The sequence below is a fragment of the Candidatus Anaeroferrophillus wilburensis genome (genome assembly GCA_016934315.1).
GTDB classification, from domain to species: domain Bacteria; phylum Desulfobacterota; class Anaeroferrophillalia; order Anaeroferrophillales; family Anaeroferrophillaceae; genus Anaeroferrophillus; species Anaeroferrophillus wilburensis.
The window spans coordinates 54879-71279 of the sequence record JAFGSY010000013.1; the positions used below are offsets into that span (position 1 = coordinate 54879).

Genomic DNA, 16401 nt, shown 5'->3' on the forward strand with positions numbered 1-16401 from the left:
TGATGTCAAGGAATAAAAAACCCCCGGCATCAACTGCCGGGGGTTTTTGGCGTAGCAAGAAAACTACTCGCTCCTGTTTACAGGGCGCGACGGTCAGCCATATCGAAGAGTTTACGCTCCTGCTTCTCCTGGATACCCAGGGCTTCGCGTTTTTTATCGATATGATCAATCATCTTCTGGGCATGCTCATAGGGATCTTTGGCGAAATCCCACATGCCGCCAACCTGAGCCTCAAGGCCATTGAACAGCAGCTCTTTAAACTTGGTACCGTCGGTAACCGGGAAGGTGGCACCGAAGACGGTGTAGACACCGGATGAGACAAAATACTGACCGATGGAGATGGCTTTTTCGCTCATCCATTCGGGAGCAGAGCCGGCAACCGGCAGATCGGAAATTTTGTCACCCAGGCCGCCCGTCTTGACCATTTCAGCACAGGCAATCAGGATACGGCTGTTGTCAACACAGGAACCCAGATTAAGCACCGGCGGCAGACCGGTAGTTTCGCAGACTTCCGCCAAACCGTCGCCGCAGAATTTCGCCGCTTCCGGGGTCAGCAGGCCGGTCTTGGCCAGGGCGATGGCGGAGCAGCCGGTCTGAACCACCAGAACGTTATTTTTGATCAGCTCTTTGACCACTTCCACATGCACCCAGTCATGTTTAACCCTCGGGTTGGTGCAACCGACAACCCCGGCAACCCCACGGATGCGGCCATTGATGATATTGTCATTCAGGGGCACATAAGATGAGCGGAACCGGCCGCCGAGAACGTAATTGACATACTCGTGGGAAATACCGGTAATGCTGATCTGCTTATTCTGGGGAATTTCCACCGGTTTGGTGCGGTTTTTGTACCGCTCGATGGCCATCTCCACCACTTTGTCAACGCACTCACGGGGCTTATCTTCCTTCAGTTCTACATGGATGGCACCTTCGATGTGGGCCCGGGGGTTGGTGGTGATGAACTTGGTTCCATAGCATTCGGACAGGGGAGCAAGCGCCTGCTTGATGCACTGGACGTCAACCGCCATGGCGTCGACGGCACCGGTAACAATAACCGCTTCGGTGGACAGGAAGTCACCAAGATGGGGAACGCCGTGCCGCATCAGTACTTCAGCCCCGGAACAGCACATGCCGCCCAGGACAATGCCGGTGGCTCCGGCGGCTTTGGCTTTTTCGATATTTTTCGGATCATTCACCGCATCAATCATGGACTCAAACAGATTGGGCTCATGACCATGGACGATGATGTTAACGGCGCCCTCTTCCAGGTTGCCCATATCAACATAGGCCTGCTGGGCTTTCGGCGTACCATAGAGGATATCGGAAATCTCGGTGGCCACCATGGAGCCGCCCCAGCCGTCGGACAGCGCGGTACGCTGGAACTGCTTGGCAATATTTTCATAATGCTGGTCCACGCCGATATGGGTGCGGTGCATCATCTCCATCAACTCACGCATGGCGCCACGGGGAACGATCCCCAGCTCACGCCAGCGTTCCAGGGTCTTTGCAGGTACACGCTTCATGAACGGAATCTCACCTTCCACCTGGGTGTAGGTTCTTTCCAGTTCCTCGGCCAGCTCAAGGGCCATCTCCTTAACGTCACGATCCTTGGCGACGCCGTCTTCCTCAACCGTGGTGGCTATGCCGATTTCGCTGCAGACATATTTCAGCTTGCTAACATCCTTGATGGTATAATCGGTGATCTTGCCGTGTACCACTTCCTTGAACAGGTCAAGCATGGCCATCCCGTGGTCGGTATGGGCGGCAGCACCGCTGACCACCATGCGGGCGAAGTTACGGGCCTGGATAGTATCAATGGTAGCACCGCAGACACCCACCTTTGAATAGGGATCCTTCGGGCTCATGCGGCAGGGCCCCATGGAGCAGTTTTTACAGCAGGCTGACTTCTCACCGATGGGACAGGCAGACATATCGTTTGCCCGGTCGTAACAGGTGGTCACCCCGTCTCTTTTTGCTTTTTCCAGCATCTGGATGGTACTGGCACAGATACTGGCTTCCTGGATGTTCAATTCCTTGGCCATTACTACCTCCTTGATAGCGTTATTGAAGTTTATCTTTAGCGTTGTTGCTACCTGATTCACCGAATTAGAAGCCATTGGAAGCAATAACTATTCCACCCGTTAAAAATTTAGGCAACCACCTCCCACCCACCCCCGGACACGGCCCTATGAGCTAAAAAAAATGACAATTATCCTGGAATTATCGCTAGATGATGATTTCGTTCAACCCCCTCCCCGGCCATCCCATAAAAATACAGTCCATTCACAACCGGCAATGCTCAGCGGAAAGTGCGCATTTTTTTCGTTTTGCGCAAATTTTTCGGTGAATTTTTTGCGCTCACCGGTGCTCATCCCCGTCGCCTGATACAATTTTTCGGTGGATTTGTGATTACAAATAGTTTAAAGGGAACTGCATAAGGGTTCGTGGAGTTCCACACACTGAGACACTCCACGTCATTGAACACTTTTTGCACCCCGGGAGGGACCTGATGGAGGTAATTGTAAGACCGGCCAACGATATTATTGACTACCCGTCATGGGATGAATTCTCTAAAAAACTGCTGGCCTTGATTGATGCAGACTTTTCTCATATCATTCTTGATCTGGAGCAGGTCGAGCATATGAATTCAAGCACCATCGGGACCATCATCAGTTCTCACACAAAAATGGCCGAAGCCGGCAGGCAGCTTTCCCTCATCAACCTGAACAACAATCTTGCCGACCTTTTAAAACATATGCGGCTGACAGAGATATTAACCATTCGCTAGGCCGTAATGAGCTAGTCGGCGGCCAGGTAAAATCAGGACGGCAATGCTCTTACACAACGTCCCCATTCTGACAGCTTGCCGGCCCGTGAATCACTCACGCCATGGCGTGCTAAGACCGGTCAACTCGTAGCAACTGGCAACATGCATCCAAAACTGGATGGCACCGTAACGCTTCCAGGTTCGAGACAGGCAAAACCTGAGAAATGAGGCAACCTTAAAAGTACGCCGCAGCAACAAAGGTTACAGCTTAACGAAGAAGGTGACGTTGTTACGAAGCCATTAGAACTGCTTGCGACTGTCAAGCAGGATCGTGACCGGGCCATCATTTACCAGCAAAACTTCCATCATCTCCTGAAATCGCCCACCATAGGTTTTGATCCCCCGGTTCTTCAACCCCTCCAGCACCGCCAGGTAGAGACGTTTCCCTGCTTCGGCATCGGCAGCGGAAAAAAAGGAGGGGCGGGTACCCTTGCGCACATCGCCAAAGAGGGTAAACTGGGAAACCAGAAGGATCTCGCCCCCCTCCTCAGCCAACGAACGGTTCATTTTCCCCTCTTGGTCGGCAAAAATACGTAATCCACTGATTTTGTTGACCATATAGGCCACATCAGCGTCCCCATCCTGGCGGCCGACTCCAAGCAAAACAAGAAACCCCCGCCCAATACTGGCAACCTCCTGTTTCTCCACAGATACTGACGCGTTGCTGACACGTTGGACCACAGCTCTCATAATCCCTCCACCAACCCCGGATTGCACCGGGGAGCAATTATTGAAAAGGCTTTTAACCCTTGACTTGCCCCCTTTTTTTCACTATCACAGCAGTCAAGGAGATATTCATCCGAAAGCCAGCCGTTCACCGATTAAATTTTTAGCAAAAATCCTTGCCCCACGCTGGATGACAACACCTGTCTGAAGCCTTCAGCATCTAACTCCAAGCGATTACGGGCACTGGACGGACGAACAAACCGAACGATTACGGACGGTGGACAACCAGGAACCTGGTGGCAGCCATTGGGCAACACAAAAACGCATGGACCAGAGAGCAAAACATTTCAACGGCATCAAAACTGAAACCATGGCCCGGCTGCTGCTTTCCCAGGGGCACTGGCAGAAAGCCCGTCAGGTCTATGAAGAGGTTTACAATCAGGACCCGCTCGGGCACCGCCACATCATCGACATCATCAAAAACATAGACCGGGAACATGGTGAGCAGCGGCCATCCAAAGCGGAACGATCGCTGACGATCATCAAAGCCCAAAAGGACTACCTGAATACCATGCTTCATCATCTGAAGGAAGAGCTATGAGGACCTCACTGCTAATCATCCACGGACCAAATCTCAATCTCCTGGGCAACCGGGAACCGGAGATCTATGGCAGCACCACCCTGGAGCAGATTAATGAACACATTCAGCGTCATGCGGAAAAACGTGGATTCCAGGCACTGTGTGTCCAGACAAACTATGAAGGGAAAATTGTTGAACTGCTGCAGGAAGCCGGAAATCATGCTGCGGTTATCCTCAACCCGGCCGCCTATACCCATACCAGCGTCGCCATTCGGGATGCCATTGCGGCTATCACGACCCCGGTCATAGAAATCCACTTGAGCCAAATAAGCGGCCGGGAGGCCTTTCGCCAAACCTCCTTGACCGCTCCAGTGTGCGCCGGCATGCTCAGCGGCTTTGGCTGGCAGGGCTATCTGCTGGCTATTGACGCCGCCGTCATGCTGACGGCTTAAGGTCAATCCCCCGCGGCTTGGAAACTAGCACCATGAATACTGTCATAAAAACGACCGCCAAGCAACTCCCTTGCGACGGCAAGCGTTTGACGTCGCTTAGAACCCTTCTGGCAACCACCGAAGCCGACGCTTTTTTTCTCCACACCGTCCCCTCGGTACGCTATTACAGCAATTTCACCGGCGACAGCGCCTATCTCCTGGTTGAGGCGAACCAGGTGACCTTCTTCACCGATGGCCGCTACATCACCCAGGCTGCCAGCGAGATTCCCACCGACTTTGCCCTGACCGAGATTAATGCTTTTGCCGACGTGGGAAACTTCCTGGCCGCCAGGAACATAAAGGCTGTCGGCGTTGAGGAGCACACCTTTTCCCTGGCCCGTGAACAAGAATTTAAAAAGGCATTGCCGCCGCTGAAAATCATTTTTTGCCAAAAACAGATCACCACCCCCCGGCGGCAAAAGGATGAACAGGAACTCGCCATTATCCGACAGGCAATTGCCATTGCTGAACAGGGATTCTCCAAAGCTGTCACCTTGATCAAACCAGGAATCAGAGAAATGGATATTGCCCTGGAGCTTGAATATCAAATGAAACAGCTCGGAGCCGAAAGGGCGGCTTTTGACCTTATTGTGGCCAGCGGTTTCCGCTCCGCCCTGCCCCATGGGGTTGCCTCCACCAAACCCATCGCCCCCGGGGACGTGATCACCATCGACTTCGGTGCCTGCTACCAGGGCTATCATAGCGATCAGACCTGCACCCTTTTCCTGGGCGAACCCAGCAAGCAGCAAAAACAGGTTTACCAAACCCTTCTCCAGGCTCAGCAGGCGGGAATCACCGCAGCCCGACCGGAGATGGCTGCCAAAGAACTTGACCGCATTGTCCGGGAAATGGTACAGCAAGCCGGCTATGGCGACTATTTTGCCCACGGCACCGGCCATGGAACGGGCCTGGAAATCCATGAAGCCCCCTCCATTTCCGCCAGATCCGATCAGACCCTGGCTGCAGGCATGGTATTCACCATCGAGCCGGGCTGTTACTTCCCCCACCAGTGGGGCATCCGACTGGAGGAGATGGTCCACCTCACCGGCCAGGGCGGCCAGGTTATGACCACTCTGGACAAACGGCTGGATGCCGCAATTATCGAGTAAATAAAACACCGGAAAACTGTCACTGCCATTATGGCACGATCATAACTACTGCAAGGAGTAAATCACCATGTATTCGACCCCTGACTTTCGCAAAGGCCTGCGGATTGAAATGAATAATGAGCCTTATATCATCGTTGATTTTCAACATGTAAAACCGGGAAAAGGGGGCGCCTTTGTGCGCACCAAATTGAAAAACCTGCTGAGCGGCAATGTGGTTGACAAAACCTTCCGGTCCGGGGAGAAAGTCGGCAAACCGGACATCGAGGAAAAGGAGATGCAATTCCTTTATCAGGACGGAGAAGGCCACCATTTTATGGATACCGCCACCTACGATCAGATTACCCTGAATGAAGAGGTCATCGGGGAGAGCCGGAATTTCCTGCAGGAAAATACCAATGTCGCCATTCTTTTTTACCAGAGCAAACCCATCAATCTGGAACTGCCTATTTTTGTGGAGCTGGAAGTAACCGAGGCGGAACCGGGAATCAAAGGGGACACGGCCAGTGGTGCCAGCAAGCCGGTTACGGTTGAAACGGGGGCAAAAATTCAGGTGCCGCTCTTCATCGAAGAGGGGGACAAGCTCAAAATTGACACCCGAACCGGCCAATATATTGAGCGGGTTAAAACGTGAGCAACGATGCCCATAAAGAGAGGATAAGCAAGCTCAGGCAAAACATTGACCGCCTCGATTTGGATATCCTTGCATTGCTTAACCAGCGGGCCCAGCTGGCGGCGGCCATTGGCGAAGAGAAAAAAGTCGACCAGCAGCAGTTTTATGCTCCAGCCCGGGAGCAGGAGATCTACCAGCGGCTTGAACAGCACAACCAGGGACCGTTGCCGGCCCGGGCCGTTCGCCACATCTTCCGGGAAATCATTTCCGCCTCTCTGGCGCTGGAAAAACCTGTCCAGGTGGGCTACCTGGGACCACGGGGAACCTTCACCCACCTGGCGGCCCAGAAATTTTTCGGCTATTCAGCCGAACTGCAACCGGCCGCCAGCATCAGGGAAGTGTTTGAAAGTGTTGAAAAGCAACGTTATGCTTATGGTGTGGTACCGGTGGAGAACACTACCGAAGGCATTGTCAGTCATACGCTCGACATGTTCAGCCAAAGCCAGGTAAAGATCAGCGGCGAAATACTGCTGCAAGTAAGCCATGATCTACTCAGTCAAAAGAATGATCCCGGGACAATCAGCAAAATCTACTCCCATCCCCACGCCATTGCCCAGTGCCGGAATTATCTCGAAGAACATTTCCCCCAGGTACCGGTGATTGCGGTCAGCAGCACCGCCCAGGCAGCAGCAATGGCCGCCGAAGAGCCTGGAACCGCAGCGATCGCCAATGAATACGCCGCCTCTCTCTACCACCTGCAGGTTGTCGAATCCGCCATTCAGGATCTCAGCCACAACCTGACCAGATTCCTGATTATTGCTACCAGGGAAACACCCCATGTAGCCGGTGAATCATATAAAACTACCGTGCTGTTTTCCGCCAAAGACCAGGCCGGCAGTCTTTTTGTGCTGCTTAAACCGTTCGCTGACCACGGCGTCAACCTGACCAAGATCGAATCACGCCCCCGGCGGGGGGAACCATGGCACTATATTTTCTTCCTGGATATTGACGGCCACCGGGAAGAGCCGCCGGTGGCAGCGGCTTTGAAGGAACTGGAGGCATCCAGCCAGTATTACAAGATCGTCGGCTCCTACGCCACCGGAAAGATCTAGGCCGTCTTGAAAAATGAGCATTTTCATTCAAGAACAAGACGGGAAAAGATTGCAACCACAGGAACATATTAATTCTTTTGACGATTAGCCTGTGACCCTCAGCAGTTACAAGCCTATGCTACCATAAAGCCCTATGACCACCAGAACCGCCAGATCATTACAGGGAACCATTACCGTCCCCGGCGACAAGTCAATCAGTCACCGGGCGATAATCATGGCCGCTTTAGCCGAAGGCAAAAGTCGACTCCAGGGATTTCTGCGGGGCGAAGATACCCTCAATACTGCCAACATCTTTTCCGCCTTAGGGATCTCCATCACCGGCTTGGAGAAGCCGGGTGATATCACTGTCCACGGCCGGGGACTCCATGGCCTCAGGGAAGCGGCAGACATCCTTTACACCGGCAACTCCGGCACCACCACCAGGCTTTTGGCCGGCCTGCTGAGTGCCCAGCCTTTTTTTTCCATCCTCAGCGGCGACCGCTCCATCAATCAACGTCCCATGGGACGCGTTATCACCCCCTTGCGACAGATGGGGGCAGCCATCTGGGGGCGGCAGGATGACTCCCTGCCGCCACTGGCCATCAAGGGTAAGCAGCTTCATGCCATCTGCCATAGCAGTCCGGTAGCCAGCGCCCAGGTAAAATCCTGCCTGATGCTTGCCGGACTTTACGTCGATGACCAGCTGACCATCAACGAACCTGTCCTTTCCCGCGATCATACGGAACGGATGTTTCGCGCCTTCGGCATCAAGGTCAGCACCACTACCGGCAAAACTTCTCCGGCCACCATCTGCATGACACCACCGGCTGCAAATTTCCCCGGCACCGACTTCATCATCCCTGGGGATATTTCGGCAGCGGCTTTTTTCCTGGTTGCCGCCCTGATCAATCGCCATTCATCACTTAAAATCACCAATGTCGGCATCAATCCCACCCGCAGCGGCATCATCCAGGTTCTGCAGTCAATGGGCGGCGCCATCGCTGTCGAAAACCAGCGGGAGGCATGCGGTGAACCGGTTGCTGACCTTATCGTTGAAGGCAGCAACCAACTCAAAGGGGTGGAGATTTCCGGCACCCTGATTCCATCTCTGATCGATGAGATACCTATCCTGGCCCTGGCCGCAGCCCATGCCGAGGGCGTCACCGTGATCAGGGATGCCCAGGAGTTGCGGGTTAAGGAGAGCGACCGCCTGCAGGCCATCACCCTGCTGCTGCAGGTCATGGGGGTGAAAACCGAACCGTTGCCGGACGGCATTGTTATCCACGGCGGCATCCAGGCACCAACAAAAGAGCCGTTGTCATTCACAACCTTTGGAGACCATAGGATTGCCATGACCGCCATGGTGGCCGGCACAACTCTGGAAAATAAAATTACCATTGACCATCCGGAGTGCATCGGCACCTCTTTCCCCGGCTTTGCTCAACTTTTAAGCAATAGCTGCCAATAAGCGCCTGGAACCCATGCAGATGAAAAAGAAACGGCTGATAATCACCATTGATGGACCTTCGGGAGCCGGGAAGAGCACGATCAGCAAGATCCTGGCGGAGAAACTTCATTTCACCTACATCGACACCGGTGCCATGTATCGCTGTGTCGGCCTGGAAGCCGGGAAACAGCAGGTACGGACAGATGACCCCGACGGCTTGAGCCGGATCTGTCAGCAGATTGCCATTCAATTCAAATGGGAACAGGGAATCAACCGAGTATTCTGCAACGGTACGGAAGTCACCAAACAGATTCGTACCCCGGAAATGGACATGATGGCTTCCGCCGTCTCAAAGGTCCCGGCAGTAAGGAAAGCAATGGTCTCCCTGCAACGGAACCTGGCCGGAAACAGGCGGGCAATTCTGGAGGGACGGGATGCCGGCACGGTTATTTTCCCCGATGCCGAGCTGAAAATCTATCTGGAAGCTTCTCCTCTGGCACGGGGCAAACGCCGTCATCTGGAGCAACTGCAGCGGGGACTCGATGTTTCCCTCGACGCCACGGTTGAAGAGATGAAACAGCGGGACCATAATGACAGCAGCAGGGAACATTCGCCTTTGCTGATGGCCGCCGATGCTCATCTGCTGGATACCACCACGATGGATATCAACGCCGTTGTGACCGCCATCACCGCCCTGGTGAAAGAGATCGAACAATGAAGATCCACGTGGCAAAAACCGCTGGTTTCTGCTTCGGGGTTAAGCGGGCAGTCAACCTGGCAATAAAAGCTGCCGAAGAGCATCCCAACCAACCCATCTACACCCTCGGTCCCATTATCCACAACCCCCAGGTGGTTGCGGAACTGGCTCAAAAGGGAATTCACCAAATTGATGATATTAATGCCGTTGACGCCGGCATTGTTATTATCCGTTCCCATGGTATCACCCGCCAGATTCTCGAACAACTGCAAAAAATGGCTGCCATCACCCTCATCGACGCAACCTGCCCGTTCGTCCGCCGGGCCCAAGAGATTGTTGCCCGCATGGCCCGTGAACAGTATCACATAGTGATTGTCGGGGAGCACAACCATCCTGAAGTGGCCGGATTGCTCAGCTACGGTGACCCTGCAAGTACCATGGCCATTTCCAGTGCCGAGGAAATCCCGGAAAAAATTATTGCCAGCCGCAAGCCATCCCACAAGATTGTCCTGCTGGCCCAGACAACCCAGTCTTATGACAATTTCAGTACGGTCGCCAACCGGCTTTTACCTCTTAAAGGGGAAACCCGCTGTTTCAACACCATCTGCGATGCCACCAGCGACCGGCAGCAGGAATCCCTTGATATCGCGGCTGAAAGCGACTGCATGGTCATCATCGGCGGTTATGCCAGCGCCAACACCACCCGCCTCTACCAATTGTGCCGGGCTATTCAGCCTTGCTCCTACCATATTGAAACCGCAGAGCAGCTTGACCCTGCCTGGTTTGCCACCGCCACGACGGTCGGCATTACTGCCGGAGCATCGACTCCCAAGTGGATCATTGACAGTATCGTCGAAAAGATTCGCTCACGGTAAAAACGGCTACCTTCCCTGCCTATTTACGTCATTCTGCTTCCCCCTCCGCCGGGGGGAAAACAGCGGGTTAGCCGTTCCATAGCGGGACAAATAAGATTTGCATTTCTCCATTGCCTATGATATAGGGTCCAGCCTAAACGGCCGCCTTGTTTTAAGCGCTCTTTTGCTGCCTCAATGATCCCTTTGCAACCGCATAGCACAACGGGAAGTAAAGAAGCGCACGAGCCATTGCGACCGACATCTTACAACAGGGGGTAACGGTTTACATGGAAGACAACAACATCACAACAACCAACGAAGAACAGGAAATCAACAGCCAGTCCGACCAGGACATGGAGCTCGAGTCAGCAGCCATTGATGACGTGGATGCAGATGAAGATTTCGAAAAGATGTACGAGGAAAGCATCAAGGAAGTAAAGGTCGGCGGTGTCGTCAAGGGAAGAATTATTCAGATCAATCCCGACGATGTCGTTGTTGATGTCGGTTACAAATCAGAGGGGCATGTTCCACGCAATCAGTTTCTCGATGCTGACGGCAGTTTCAACCTCAAGGTTGATGATGAAGTGGATGTCTTTCTTGAGAAATATGAAGACGAGCATGGTAATATCCAGCTGTCCCGTATCAAGGCGGAACGGCTGAAGGTTTGGGATGAAATCAAGAGCATCTATGATGAAGAACGCTCCATCCAGGGGAAAATAACCGGCAAGGTAAAAGGCGGACTTTCCGTTGATATCGGCGTACCGGCCTTCCTGCCTGGCTCTCAGATTGACCTGAAGCCGGTTCGCAACCTCGACAAACTGATCGGCGAAACATTTGATTTCAAAGTCCTCAAGCATAACCAGAAGCGCAATAACGTTGTGGTTTCCCGCCGGGCACTGCTGGAAAAAGAACGGGAATCCATGAAAACGGTCCTGCTGGACAAGCTGCATGAAGGGGCAATCCTCGACGGTACGGTTAAAAACATCACCGATTACGGTGCATTTATTGATCTTGGCGGCCTCGACGGCCTGCTGCACATCACCGACATCTCTTGGGGCCGGGTTAATCATCCCAGTGAGCGGCTTACGGTTGGTGATGAGGTAAAAGTCAAGGTAATCAAGTACGACGAAGAGAAACAGCGGGTATCCCTGGGCATGAAACAATTGAAAGAGGATCCCTGGGCCACCGCTGCTGAAAAATACCCTGTTGACACCAAACTCACCGGCAAAGTAATCAGCATCAAAGATTACGGTGCGTTTGTGGAAATTGAAGAGGGTATTGAAAGCCTTGTCCATGTGTCGGAAATGTCCTGGACCAAAAAGATAAAGCACCCCTCACAGGTTGTTAACGTCGGCGATGAGATCGAAGCCGTTGTGCTCAGCGTTGATCCGGAAAAACGTCGGATATCCCTGGGCATGAAACAGGTAGAGCCCAACCCGTGGGACAGCCTGATGGACAAATATCCCATCGGCACCAAGATTGAGGGTGAAATCAAGAATATCACGGATTTTGGCATCTTTGTCGGCATTGAAAACGACATAGACGGCTTGGTACATATCTCCGATATCTCCTGGAGCAAACGGCTGAAACACCCCAATGAAGAGTTCAGCAAAGGCCAGACCATCCAGGCAGTTGTCCTGAATCTTGACAAGGAAAATCAGCGTTTCTCCCTGGGCATCAAACAGCTGCAGGAAGATCCTTGGGAAACCATCAGCAAAAAGATTGTTGCCGGTGACAGCGTCACCGGAACAGTGACCAACCTGACCGATTTTGGTGCCTTTGTCGAACTCGAAGATGGTGTTGAAGGGCTGGTGCACGTTTCCGAGATTACCGCTGACAAAGGGAAAAAACCCGAAGAGGTTCTTCAGGTCGGCACCCAGGTAACTGCCAAGGTTCTCAGCATCAATTATGAAGACCGAAAAATTGCCCTGAGCATCAAGGACCACCTCGAAGACAAGGAAAAAATCGAAACCGGCGAATACATGAGTGAAAGCTTCCAGAAAGGCAAGGTCTGCCTGGGAGAAATTCTGCAGCAGGCAACCAACTCGGCAGCCCCTTCAGAGGACAGTCAGGAAGAGACAGATTCCGATTCTGCTGAATAATGACAACCAGCCGGCGTGCAGTGGTACCACTGCACGCCGGCATATCCGCCCCCCCGACATCCCATGGCTGTGGTGAGCTGGTTTTCTTTTCTGGCATCGGCGGCCTGCATTCTGTATGCCGGTCGTCAGTTGACCAGACATGGCGAGGAGCTTGCCGAGCAAACCGGCCTCACCCGCGGTTTCATCGGCGTCATCCTCTTAGGTTTCATCACCTCCCTGCCAGAACTGTTCAGCACCATCGGTGCCGCTGCCCTGGTCCACTCTCCCAACCTTGCCCTTGGCAATATTTTTGGCAGTAATGCCTGCAACCTGGCAATTCTGGCCCTGCTGGAAATTGGCACCTCCCCCCGGGGCGGCCTGCAGCATACCCTGAATCGAGATAATCTGCTCACCGCTTTCCTTTCCCTGATCATGGTGGCCATGGCGGCCATGGCAATCCTGGTTCAAGCCCATTGGCATCTCGGCTCCATAGATTACTTTACCGTGGCAATCGGCTTCACTTACATTGCCGGTTTGCGGATGTTGTACAATTTTCAAAACCTCCCGCCGGCCGACAGTCCGGCAACCACAAACACCGTCCAGCAGCCAGTGCCCGGGAAAAAGGCTGCTGAACTCCTGAAAAAAAAGATCCTACCCACGGCGGTCGTCATCGTCATTGCCGCCTTGGTACTCTCGTATGCCGCGGAAAATATCGCCCGCACCACCGGCTGGGGCAGCACCTTTGTCGGCAATGTGCTTTTGGCGGTCGCCACCTCGCTGCCGGAGATGGTGGTAACCTTCAGTGCCATTAAACTCGGCTCCTTTGCGCTGGCCGCCGGGAATATTTTCGGCAGCAATATTTTCAACATCGCCATCCTGGTGATCGCCGATCTTTGCTATTTTCCCCGCTCTCTCTATGCCGAAGCTGACCCGGGACAGATTTTGATTGCCCTGATGGTGATCCTCATCTCTTCGGTGTATCTTTTTTCCTCTTTCTATGGTGTAAAAAGAAAGGTGCTGGCTGTCAGGCTTGACTCCCTTGCCGTCCTGACCATCTATGCTCTCGGCATCTACCTCCTTTTCATCCTCTGAAACAGCAGGTTATCATGAAAAAAATGCTCCTCATCCTCCTCATTCTGGTGCTGATCACAATGATCAGCATTATCGTCATCGGTTACTTTATCAACACCGACAAGCGCTCTGGCAATGACCAGATCGGCCTTATTCATGTGAGGGGGGTAATTATCGACGCTCAGGAAACCATTGCCCAGCTTGATGAAATGGCTGACGATCCCCATATTAAAGCGATCATCATCCGGATCAACTCGCCGGGGGGAGCTGTAGCACCATCCCAGGAGCTCTACGACGAAATCAAAAGAATCCGCAGCATTAAACCAGTCTACAGCTCTCTCGGCACGGTCGCCGCATCCGGCGGTTACTATGTTGCCTGCGCCACCCAGAAGATCTATGCAAACCCCGGCACCCTGACCGGCAGTATCGGCGTCATCATGCAGTTTGCCAACTGGGAAAAAATTCTCGCCAAACTGGGGGTCGACAACACGGTTGTTAAAAGCGGCCCCTATAAAGATATCGGCTCACCCTTGCGTTCCATGTCAAAGGCGGAAGAAAAACTGCTCCAGGAGATGATTAATGATGTCTACAACCAGTTTGTGGTGGCGGTTACCGAAAGCCGCGACATCCCCCTTGATTCTCTCCTGACTCTGGCTGACGGCCGGGTTTTTTCCGGCCGGCAGGCCTATGATTGCGGTCTGGTGGACACCTTGGGCTCTCTGCAGCAGGCAGTTCGAGATCTTGCCCGGGAGGTTGGCATTGCCGGCAAACCTGAAGTTACCGAAATCAAGGAAAAGCGGGGCATCGTCCAATACCTGCTGGGAGAACGACTGGCCGGCAAACTGGAACAAACACTGGAGTGCGAGGTACCCATAGCCGCCTATCTGATGCCGGCACTGAAACCGTAACCAAACGTCAGGCTGGCAACCTCTGCAGCGGACACCTGTTGTTTTCAGCCGAGCTGCCATGCCTCTTCTCAAGCATCAGCCGCGGTAAATTTTTCAACCACAACCACCATTGTTCCTCCCCCACAACCCCCTTGGGAAGCTGTTTTTCCTTGACAAAGGGGGATATCCATTGTAAGCGATTGCTGTTTCTCGCCCTGGATTTCATCATGCAGGCTAAGCATTTTTCCACTCATCACCTGCACGATTTTCCATCCATATCACCACCTGAACGGCGGCAGCGACAACCCGTTCAAGGGGCGTCATTATTTGGCATACATAATTTTATCCACATAGATCTGCCAATTTCAACAAAGGAGGTACGGAACTCATGTCAATGTTAGACAAAACCTGCAAAGAATTCAACGAAGTTCTGGCATCAAAAGCGGCAGTTCCCGGCGGCGGCGGCGCAGCAGCCCTGGGTGGTGCGATCGGCATGGCCCTGTCCAACATGGTCGGCAACCTGACCGTTGGCAAGAAAAAATATGCCGATGTGGAAGATGAGGTGAAAGAACTCATTGAAAAGGGCAGTCAGGTCATTGCCGCCCTGGAGCGCCTGGTTGACAAAGATGCCGAAGTGTTTGAACCTCTTTCCAAAGCCTATGGTTTGCCGAAAGATACCCCGGAGCAGCAGAAATTCAAAGCTGAAACAATGGAGAACTGCAGCAAGATAGCCTGTTCCGTACCCATGGATATCATGCGGCAGGCCTATGCCGGCATCAAAATTCATGAACGAATGGGTCAGATCGGCACCATGCTGGCGATCTCCGATGTTGCCTGCGGCGTAGTTTTTCTGAAATCCGCGTTGATCAGCGGCAGCCTGAATGTGATCATCAACCTGAACACCATCAAGGATCAGGATTTTGTTCAGCAGACCAGGAAGGAAATGGAGCAATTGCTGGCTGACGGCCAGAAGGTTGCCGATGAAACCCTGGCTCTGGTGATTGATAAATTAACCAAGTAGATTAGTTTGTACATGGAGGCTGAATAATGGCTGAAGTTTTGAAAGGCAAACCCGTCGCCGATGCGATGAAGGAAGAACTCAAGCAGAAAGTCGCCGCCCTGAAGGGCCGCGGCATTACCCCGACCCTGGGGATTGTCCGGGTTGGAGCCCGTCCTGATGATCTTTTTTATGAGGGTGGTGCCAAAAAAACCTGTGACGCAGTGGATATGGCCTACCAGGTTTTTGAATATCCTGAAGATATTTCCCAGGCCGATTTTGAAAAGGCGATTGCCGAGGTGGGCAACAATAAAAGCATCAACGGAATCCTGATGTTTGCCCCGCTGCCCAAGCACTTGGACGAAAAGAAGATCCGTGATCTGATCCCGGTGGCCAAGGATGTCGACTGCCTGACCCTGGGCGCCGCCGCCAAGGTCTTTGCCGATGACCTGACCGGCTTCCCCCCCTGCACCCCGACCGCCTGCATGGATATGCTCCATTTCTACAACATCCCCATCAAGGGCAAGAAGTGCGTCGTTCTGGGCCGCTCCCTGGTGGTGGGCAAACCGGTTGCCATGCTCCTGCTCCGTGAACACGGCACCGTCACCATCTGCCACTCAAGAACCGAGAACCTGGCTGATGTCTGCAAAGAGGCAGAGATTCTTATCGCCGCAGTCGGCCGGGCCAAAATGGTCAAAGCCAATTTTGTCAAACCCGGACAGATTGTCATCGATGTCGGCATCAATGAAGACCCCGACAACCCCGGGAAATACTGCGGCGATGTTGATTTTGCCGAGGTTGAGCCGATTGTTGAAAAAATCACGCCGGTACCGGCCGGGGTCGGCTCGGTAACCACTGCGGTTCTCTGCAAACAGACCATTATGGCCTGTGAGCTGCAGAACGCATAAACTGACGTCAGACCGTATTCCTGCAGCTGAAAAGCCCGGTCTTTGACCGGGCTTTTTTTACTTTTGCCAACCGTATTTTTTGGGA

16 protein-coding genes are annotated in these 16401 nt (G+C 53.1%); 14 read left to right on the forward strand and 2 right to left on the reverse strand.

Annotated features, from left to right (window positions below; all coding sequences use genetic code 11):
• Positions 1-77: 77 nt before the first annotated feature.
• Positions 78-2042 (reverse strand): anaerobic carbon-monoxide dehydrogenase catalytic subunit, encoded by a 1965-nt coding sequence (gene cooS / locus JXO50_03205; GenBank protein ID MBN2332093.1) that lies wholly within the window; start codon positions 2040-2042, stop codon positions 78-80.
• Positions 2043-2509: 467 nt separating this feature from the next.
• On the opposite strand from cooS, the gene JXO50_03210 reads away from it, so the two are divergent.
• On the forward strand, positions 2510-2788 hold the full coding sequence (locus tag JXO50_03210; GenBank protein MBN2332094.1) for an STAS domain-containing protein: 279 nt from the start codon (positions 2510-2512) through the stop codon (positions 2786-2788).
• 279 nt (positions 2789-3067) lie between these two features.
• Here JXO50_03210 and JXO50_03215 read toward each other — a convergent pair whose 3' ends face one another.
• Positions 3068-3517: a D-tyrosyl-tRNA(Tyr) deacylase gene (locus tag JXO50_03215; GenBank protein MBN2332095.1), complete on the reverse strand. Its 450-nt coding sequence runs from the start codon at positions 3515-3517 to the stop codon at positions 3068-3070.
• 301 nt (positions 3518-3818) lie between these two features.
• Between JXO50_03215 and JXO50_03220 the strand changes: the two genes are divergently transcribed.
• The 13 genes from JXO50_03220 to JXO50_03280 all read left to right on the forward strand — a co-directional run bounded on the left by JXO50_03220 (position 3819) and on the right by JXO50_03280 (position 16316).
• Entirely contained in the window at positions 3819-4094 is a 276-nt protein-coding gene (locus tag JXO50_03220; protein MBN2332096.1) for a hypothetical protein, read from the forward strand.
• Entirely contained in the window at positions 4091-4525 is a 435-nt protein-coding gene (gene aroQ, locus JXO50_03225; protein MBN2332097.1) for a type II 3-dehydroquinate dehydratase, read from the forward strand. The genes JXO50_03220 and aroQ overlap by 4 nt, the downstream gene beginning before the upstream one ends.
• 32 nt (positions 4526-4557) lie before the next feature.
• The gene (locus JXO50_03230; GenBank protein MBN2332098.1) at positions 4558-5673 is read left to right on the forward strand and encodes an aminopeptidase P family protein; all 1116 of its coding nucleotides are present in this window, start codon (positions 4558-4560) and stop codon (positions 5671-5673) included.
• Positions 5674-5740: 67 nt separating this feature from the next.
• On the forward strand, positions 5741-6304 hold the full coding sequence (gene efp / locus JXO50_03235) for an elongation factor P (protein MBN2332099.1): 564 nt from the start codon (positions 5741-5743) through the stop codon (positions 6302-6304).
• Complete coding sequence (pheA, locus tag JXO50_03240; GenBank protein ID MBN2332100.1) at positions 6301-7395, forward strand: prephenate dehydratase; 1095 nt, start codon at positions 6301-6303, stop codon at positions 7393-7395. The genes efp and pheA overlap by 4 nt, the downstream gene beginning before the upstream one ends.
• 133 nt (positions 7396-7528) lie before the next feature.
• Positions 7529-8842 carry a 3-phosphoshikimate 1-carboxyvinyltransferase gene (aroA, locus tag JXO50_03245; protein MBN2332101.1) on the forward strand — a complete coding sequence of 438 codons (1314 nt, stop codon included), beginning with the start codon at positions 7529-7531 and terminating at the stop codon, positions 8840-8842.
• Positions 8843-8861: 19 nt separating this feature from the next.
• Positions 8862-9539: a (d)CMP kinase gene (locus tag JXO50_03250; GenBank protein ID MBN2332102.1), complete on the forward strand. Its 678-nt coding sequence runs from the start codon at positions 8862-8864 to the stop codon at positions 9537-9539.
• Complete coding sequence (gene ispH, locus JXO50_03255) at positions 9536-10393, forward strand: 4-hydroxy-3-methylbut-2-enyl diphosphate reductase (GenBank protein ID MBN2332103.1); 858 nt, start codon at positions 9536-9538, stop codon at positions 10391-10393. Before JXO50_03250 ends, ispH begins: the two co-directional genes overlap by 4 nt.
• Before the next feature lie 266 nt (positions 10394-10659).
• On the forward strand, positions 10660-12474 hold the full coding sequence (rpsA, locus tag JXO50_03260) for a 30S ribosomal protein S1 (GenBank protein ID MBN2332104.1): 1815 nt from the start codon (positions 10660-10662) through the stop codon (positions 12472-12474).
• A 63-nt stretch (positions 12475-12537) separates the two neighbouring features.
• A complete protein-coding gene (locus JXO50_03265; GenBank protein MBN2332105.1) occupies positions 12538-13545 on the forward strand; it encodes a sodium:calcium antiporter in 1008 nt (335 codons plus the stop codon).
• A 14-nt stretch (positions 13546-13559) separates the two neighbouring features.
• Positions 13560-14432 (forward strand): signal peptide peptidase SppA, encoded by an 873-nt coding sequence (sppA, locus tag JXO50_03270; protein ID MBN2332106.1) that lies wholly within the window; start codon positions 13560-13562, stop codon positions 14430-14432.
• Between the two features lie 367 nt (positions 14433-14799).
• Positions 14800-15432: a cyclodeaminase/cyclohydrolase family protein gene (locus JXO50_03275; protein ID MBN2332107.1), complete on the forward strand. Its 633-nt coding sequence runs from the start codon at positions 14800-14802 to the stop codon at positions 15430-15432.
• 26 nt (positions 15433-15458) lie between these two features.
• On the forward strand, positions 15459-16316 hold the full coding sequence (locus tag JXO50_03280; protein ID MBN2332108.1) for a bifunctional 5,10-methylenetetrahydrofolate dehydrogenase/5,10-methenyltetrahydrofolate cyclohydrolase: 858 nt from the start codon (positions 15459-15461) through the stop codon (positions 16314-16316).
• Positions 16317-16401: the final 85 nt, after the last annotated feature.

Coding starts and splice junctions, on each gene's coding strand:
- cooS (MBN2332093.1), bottom strand. CDS start 2,042: ATGGCCAAGGAATTGAACATCCAGGAAGCCAGTATCTGTGCCAGTACC.
- JXO50_03210 (MBN2332094.1), top strand. CDS start 2,510: ATGGAGGTAATTGTAAGACCGGCCAACGATATTATTGACTACCCGTCA.
- JXO50_03215 (MBN2332095.1), bottom strand. CDS start 3,517: ATGAGAGCTGTGGTCCAACGTGTCAGCAACGCGTCAGTATCTGTGGAG.
- JXO50_03220 (MBN2332096.1), top strand. CDS start 3,819: ATGGACCAGAGAGCAAAACATTTCAACGGCATCAAAACTGAAACCATG.
- aroQ (MBN2332097.1), top strand. CDS start 4,091: ATGAGGACCTCACTGCTAATCATCCACGGACCAAATCTCAATCTCCTG.
- JXO50_03230 (MBN2332098.1), top strand. CDS start 4,558: ATGAATACTGTCATAAAAACGACCGCCAAGCAACTCCCTTGCGACGGC.
- efp (MBN2332099.1), top strand. CDS start 5,741: ATGTATTCGACCCCTGACTTTCGCAAAGGCCTGCGGATTGAAATGAAT.
- aroA (MBN2332101.1), top strand. CDS start 7,529: ATGACCACCAGAACCGCCAGATCATTACAGGGAACCATTACCGTCCCC.
- JXO50_03250 (MBN2332102.1), top strand. CDS start 8,862: ATGAAAAAGAAACGGCTGATAATCACCATTGATGGACCTTCGGGAGCC.
- ispH (MBN2332103.1), top strand. CDS start 9,536: ATGAAGATCCACGTGGCAAAAACCGCTGGTTTCTGCTTCGGGGTTAAG.
- rpsA (MBN2332104.1), top strand. CDS start 10,660: ATGGAAGACAACAACATCACAACAACCAACGAAGAACAGGAAATCAAC.
- JXO50_03265 (MBN2332105.1), top strand. CDS start 12,538: ATGGCTGTGGTGAGCTGGTTTTCTTTTCTGGCATCGGCGGCCTGCATT.
- sppA (MBN2332106.1), top strand. CDS start 13,560: ATGAAAAAAATGCTCCTCATCCTCCTCATTCTGGTGCTGATCACAATG.
- JXO50_03275 (MBN2332107.1), top strand. CDS start 14,800: ATGTCAATGTTAGACAAAACCTGCAAAGAATTCAACGAAGTTCTGGCA.
- JXO50_03280 (MBN2332108.1), top strand. CDS start 15,459: ATGGCTGAAGTTTTGAAAGGCAAACCCGTCGCCGATGCGATGAAGGAA.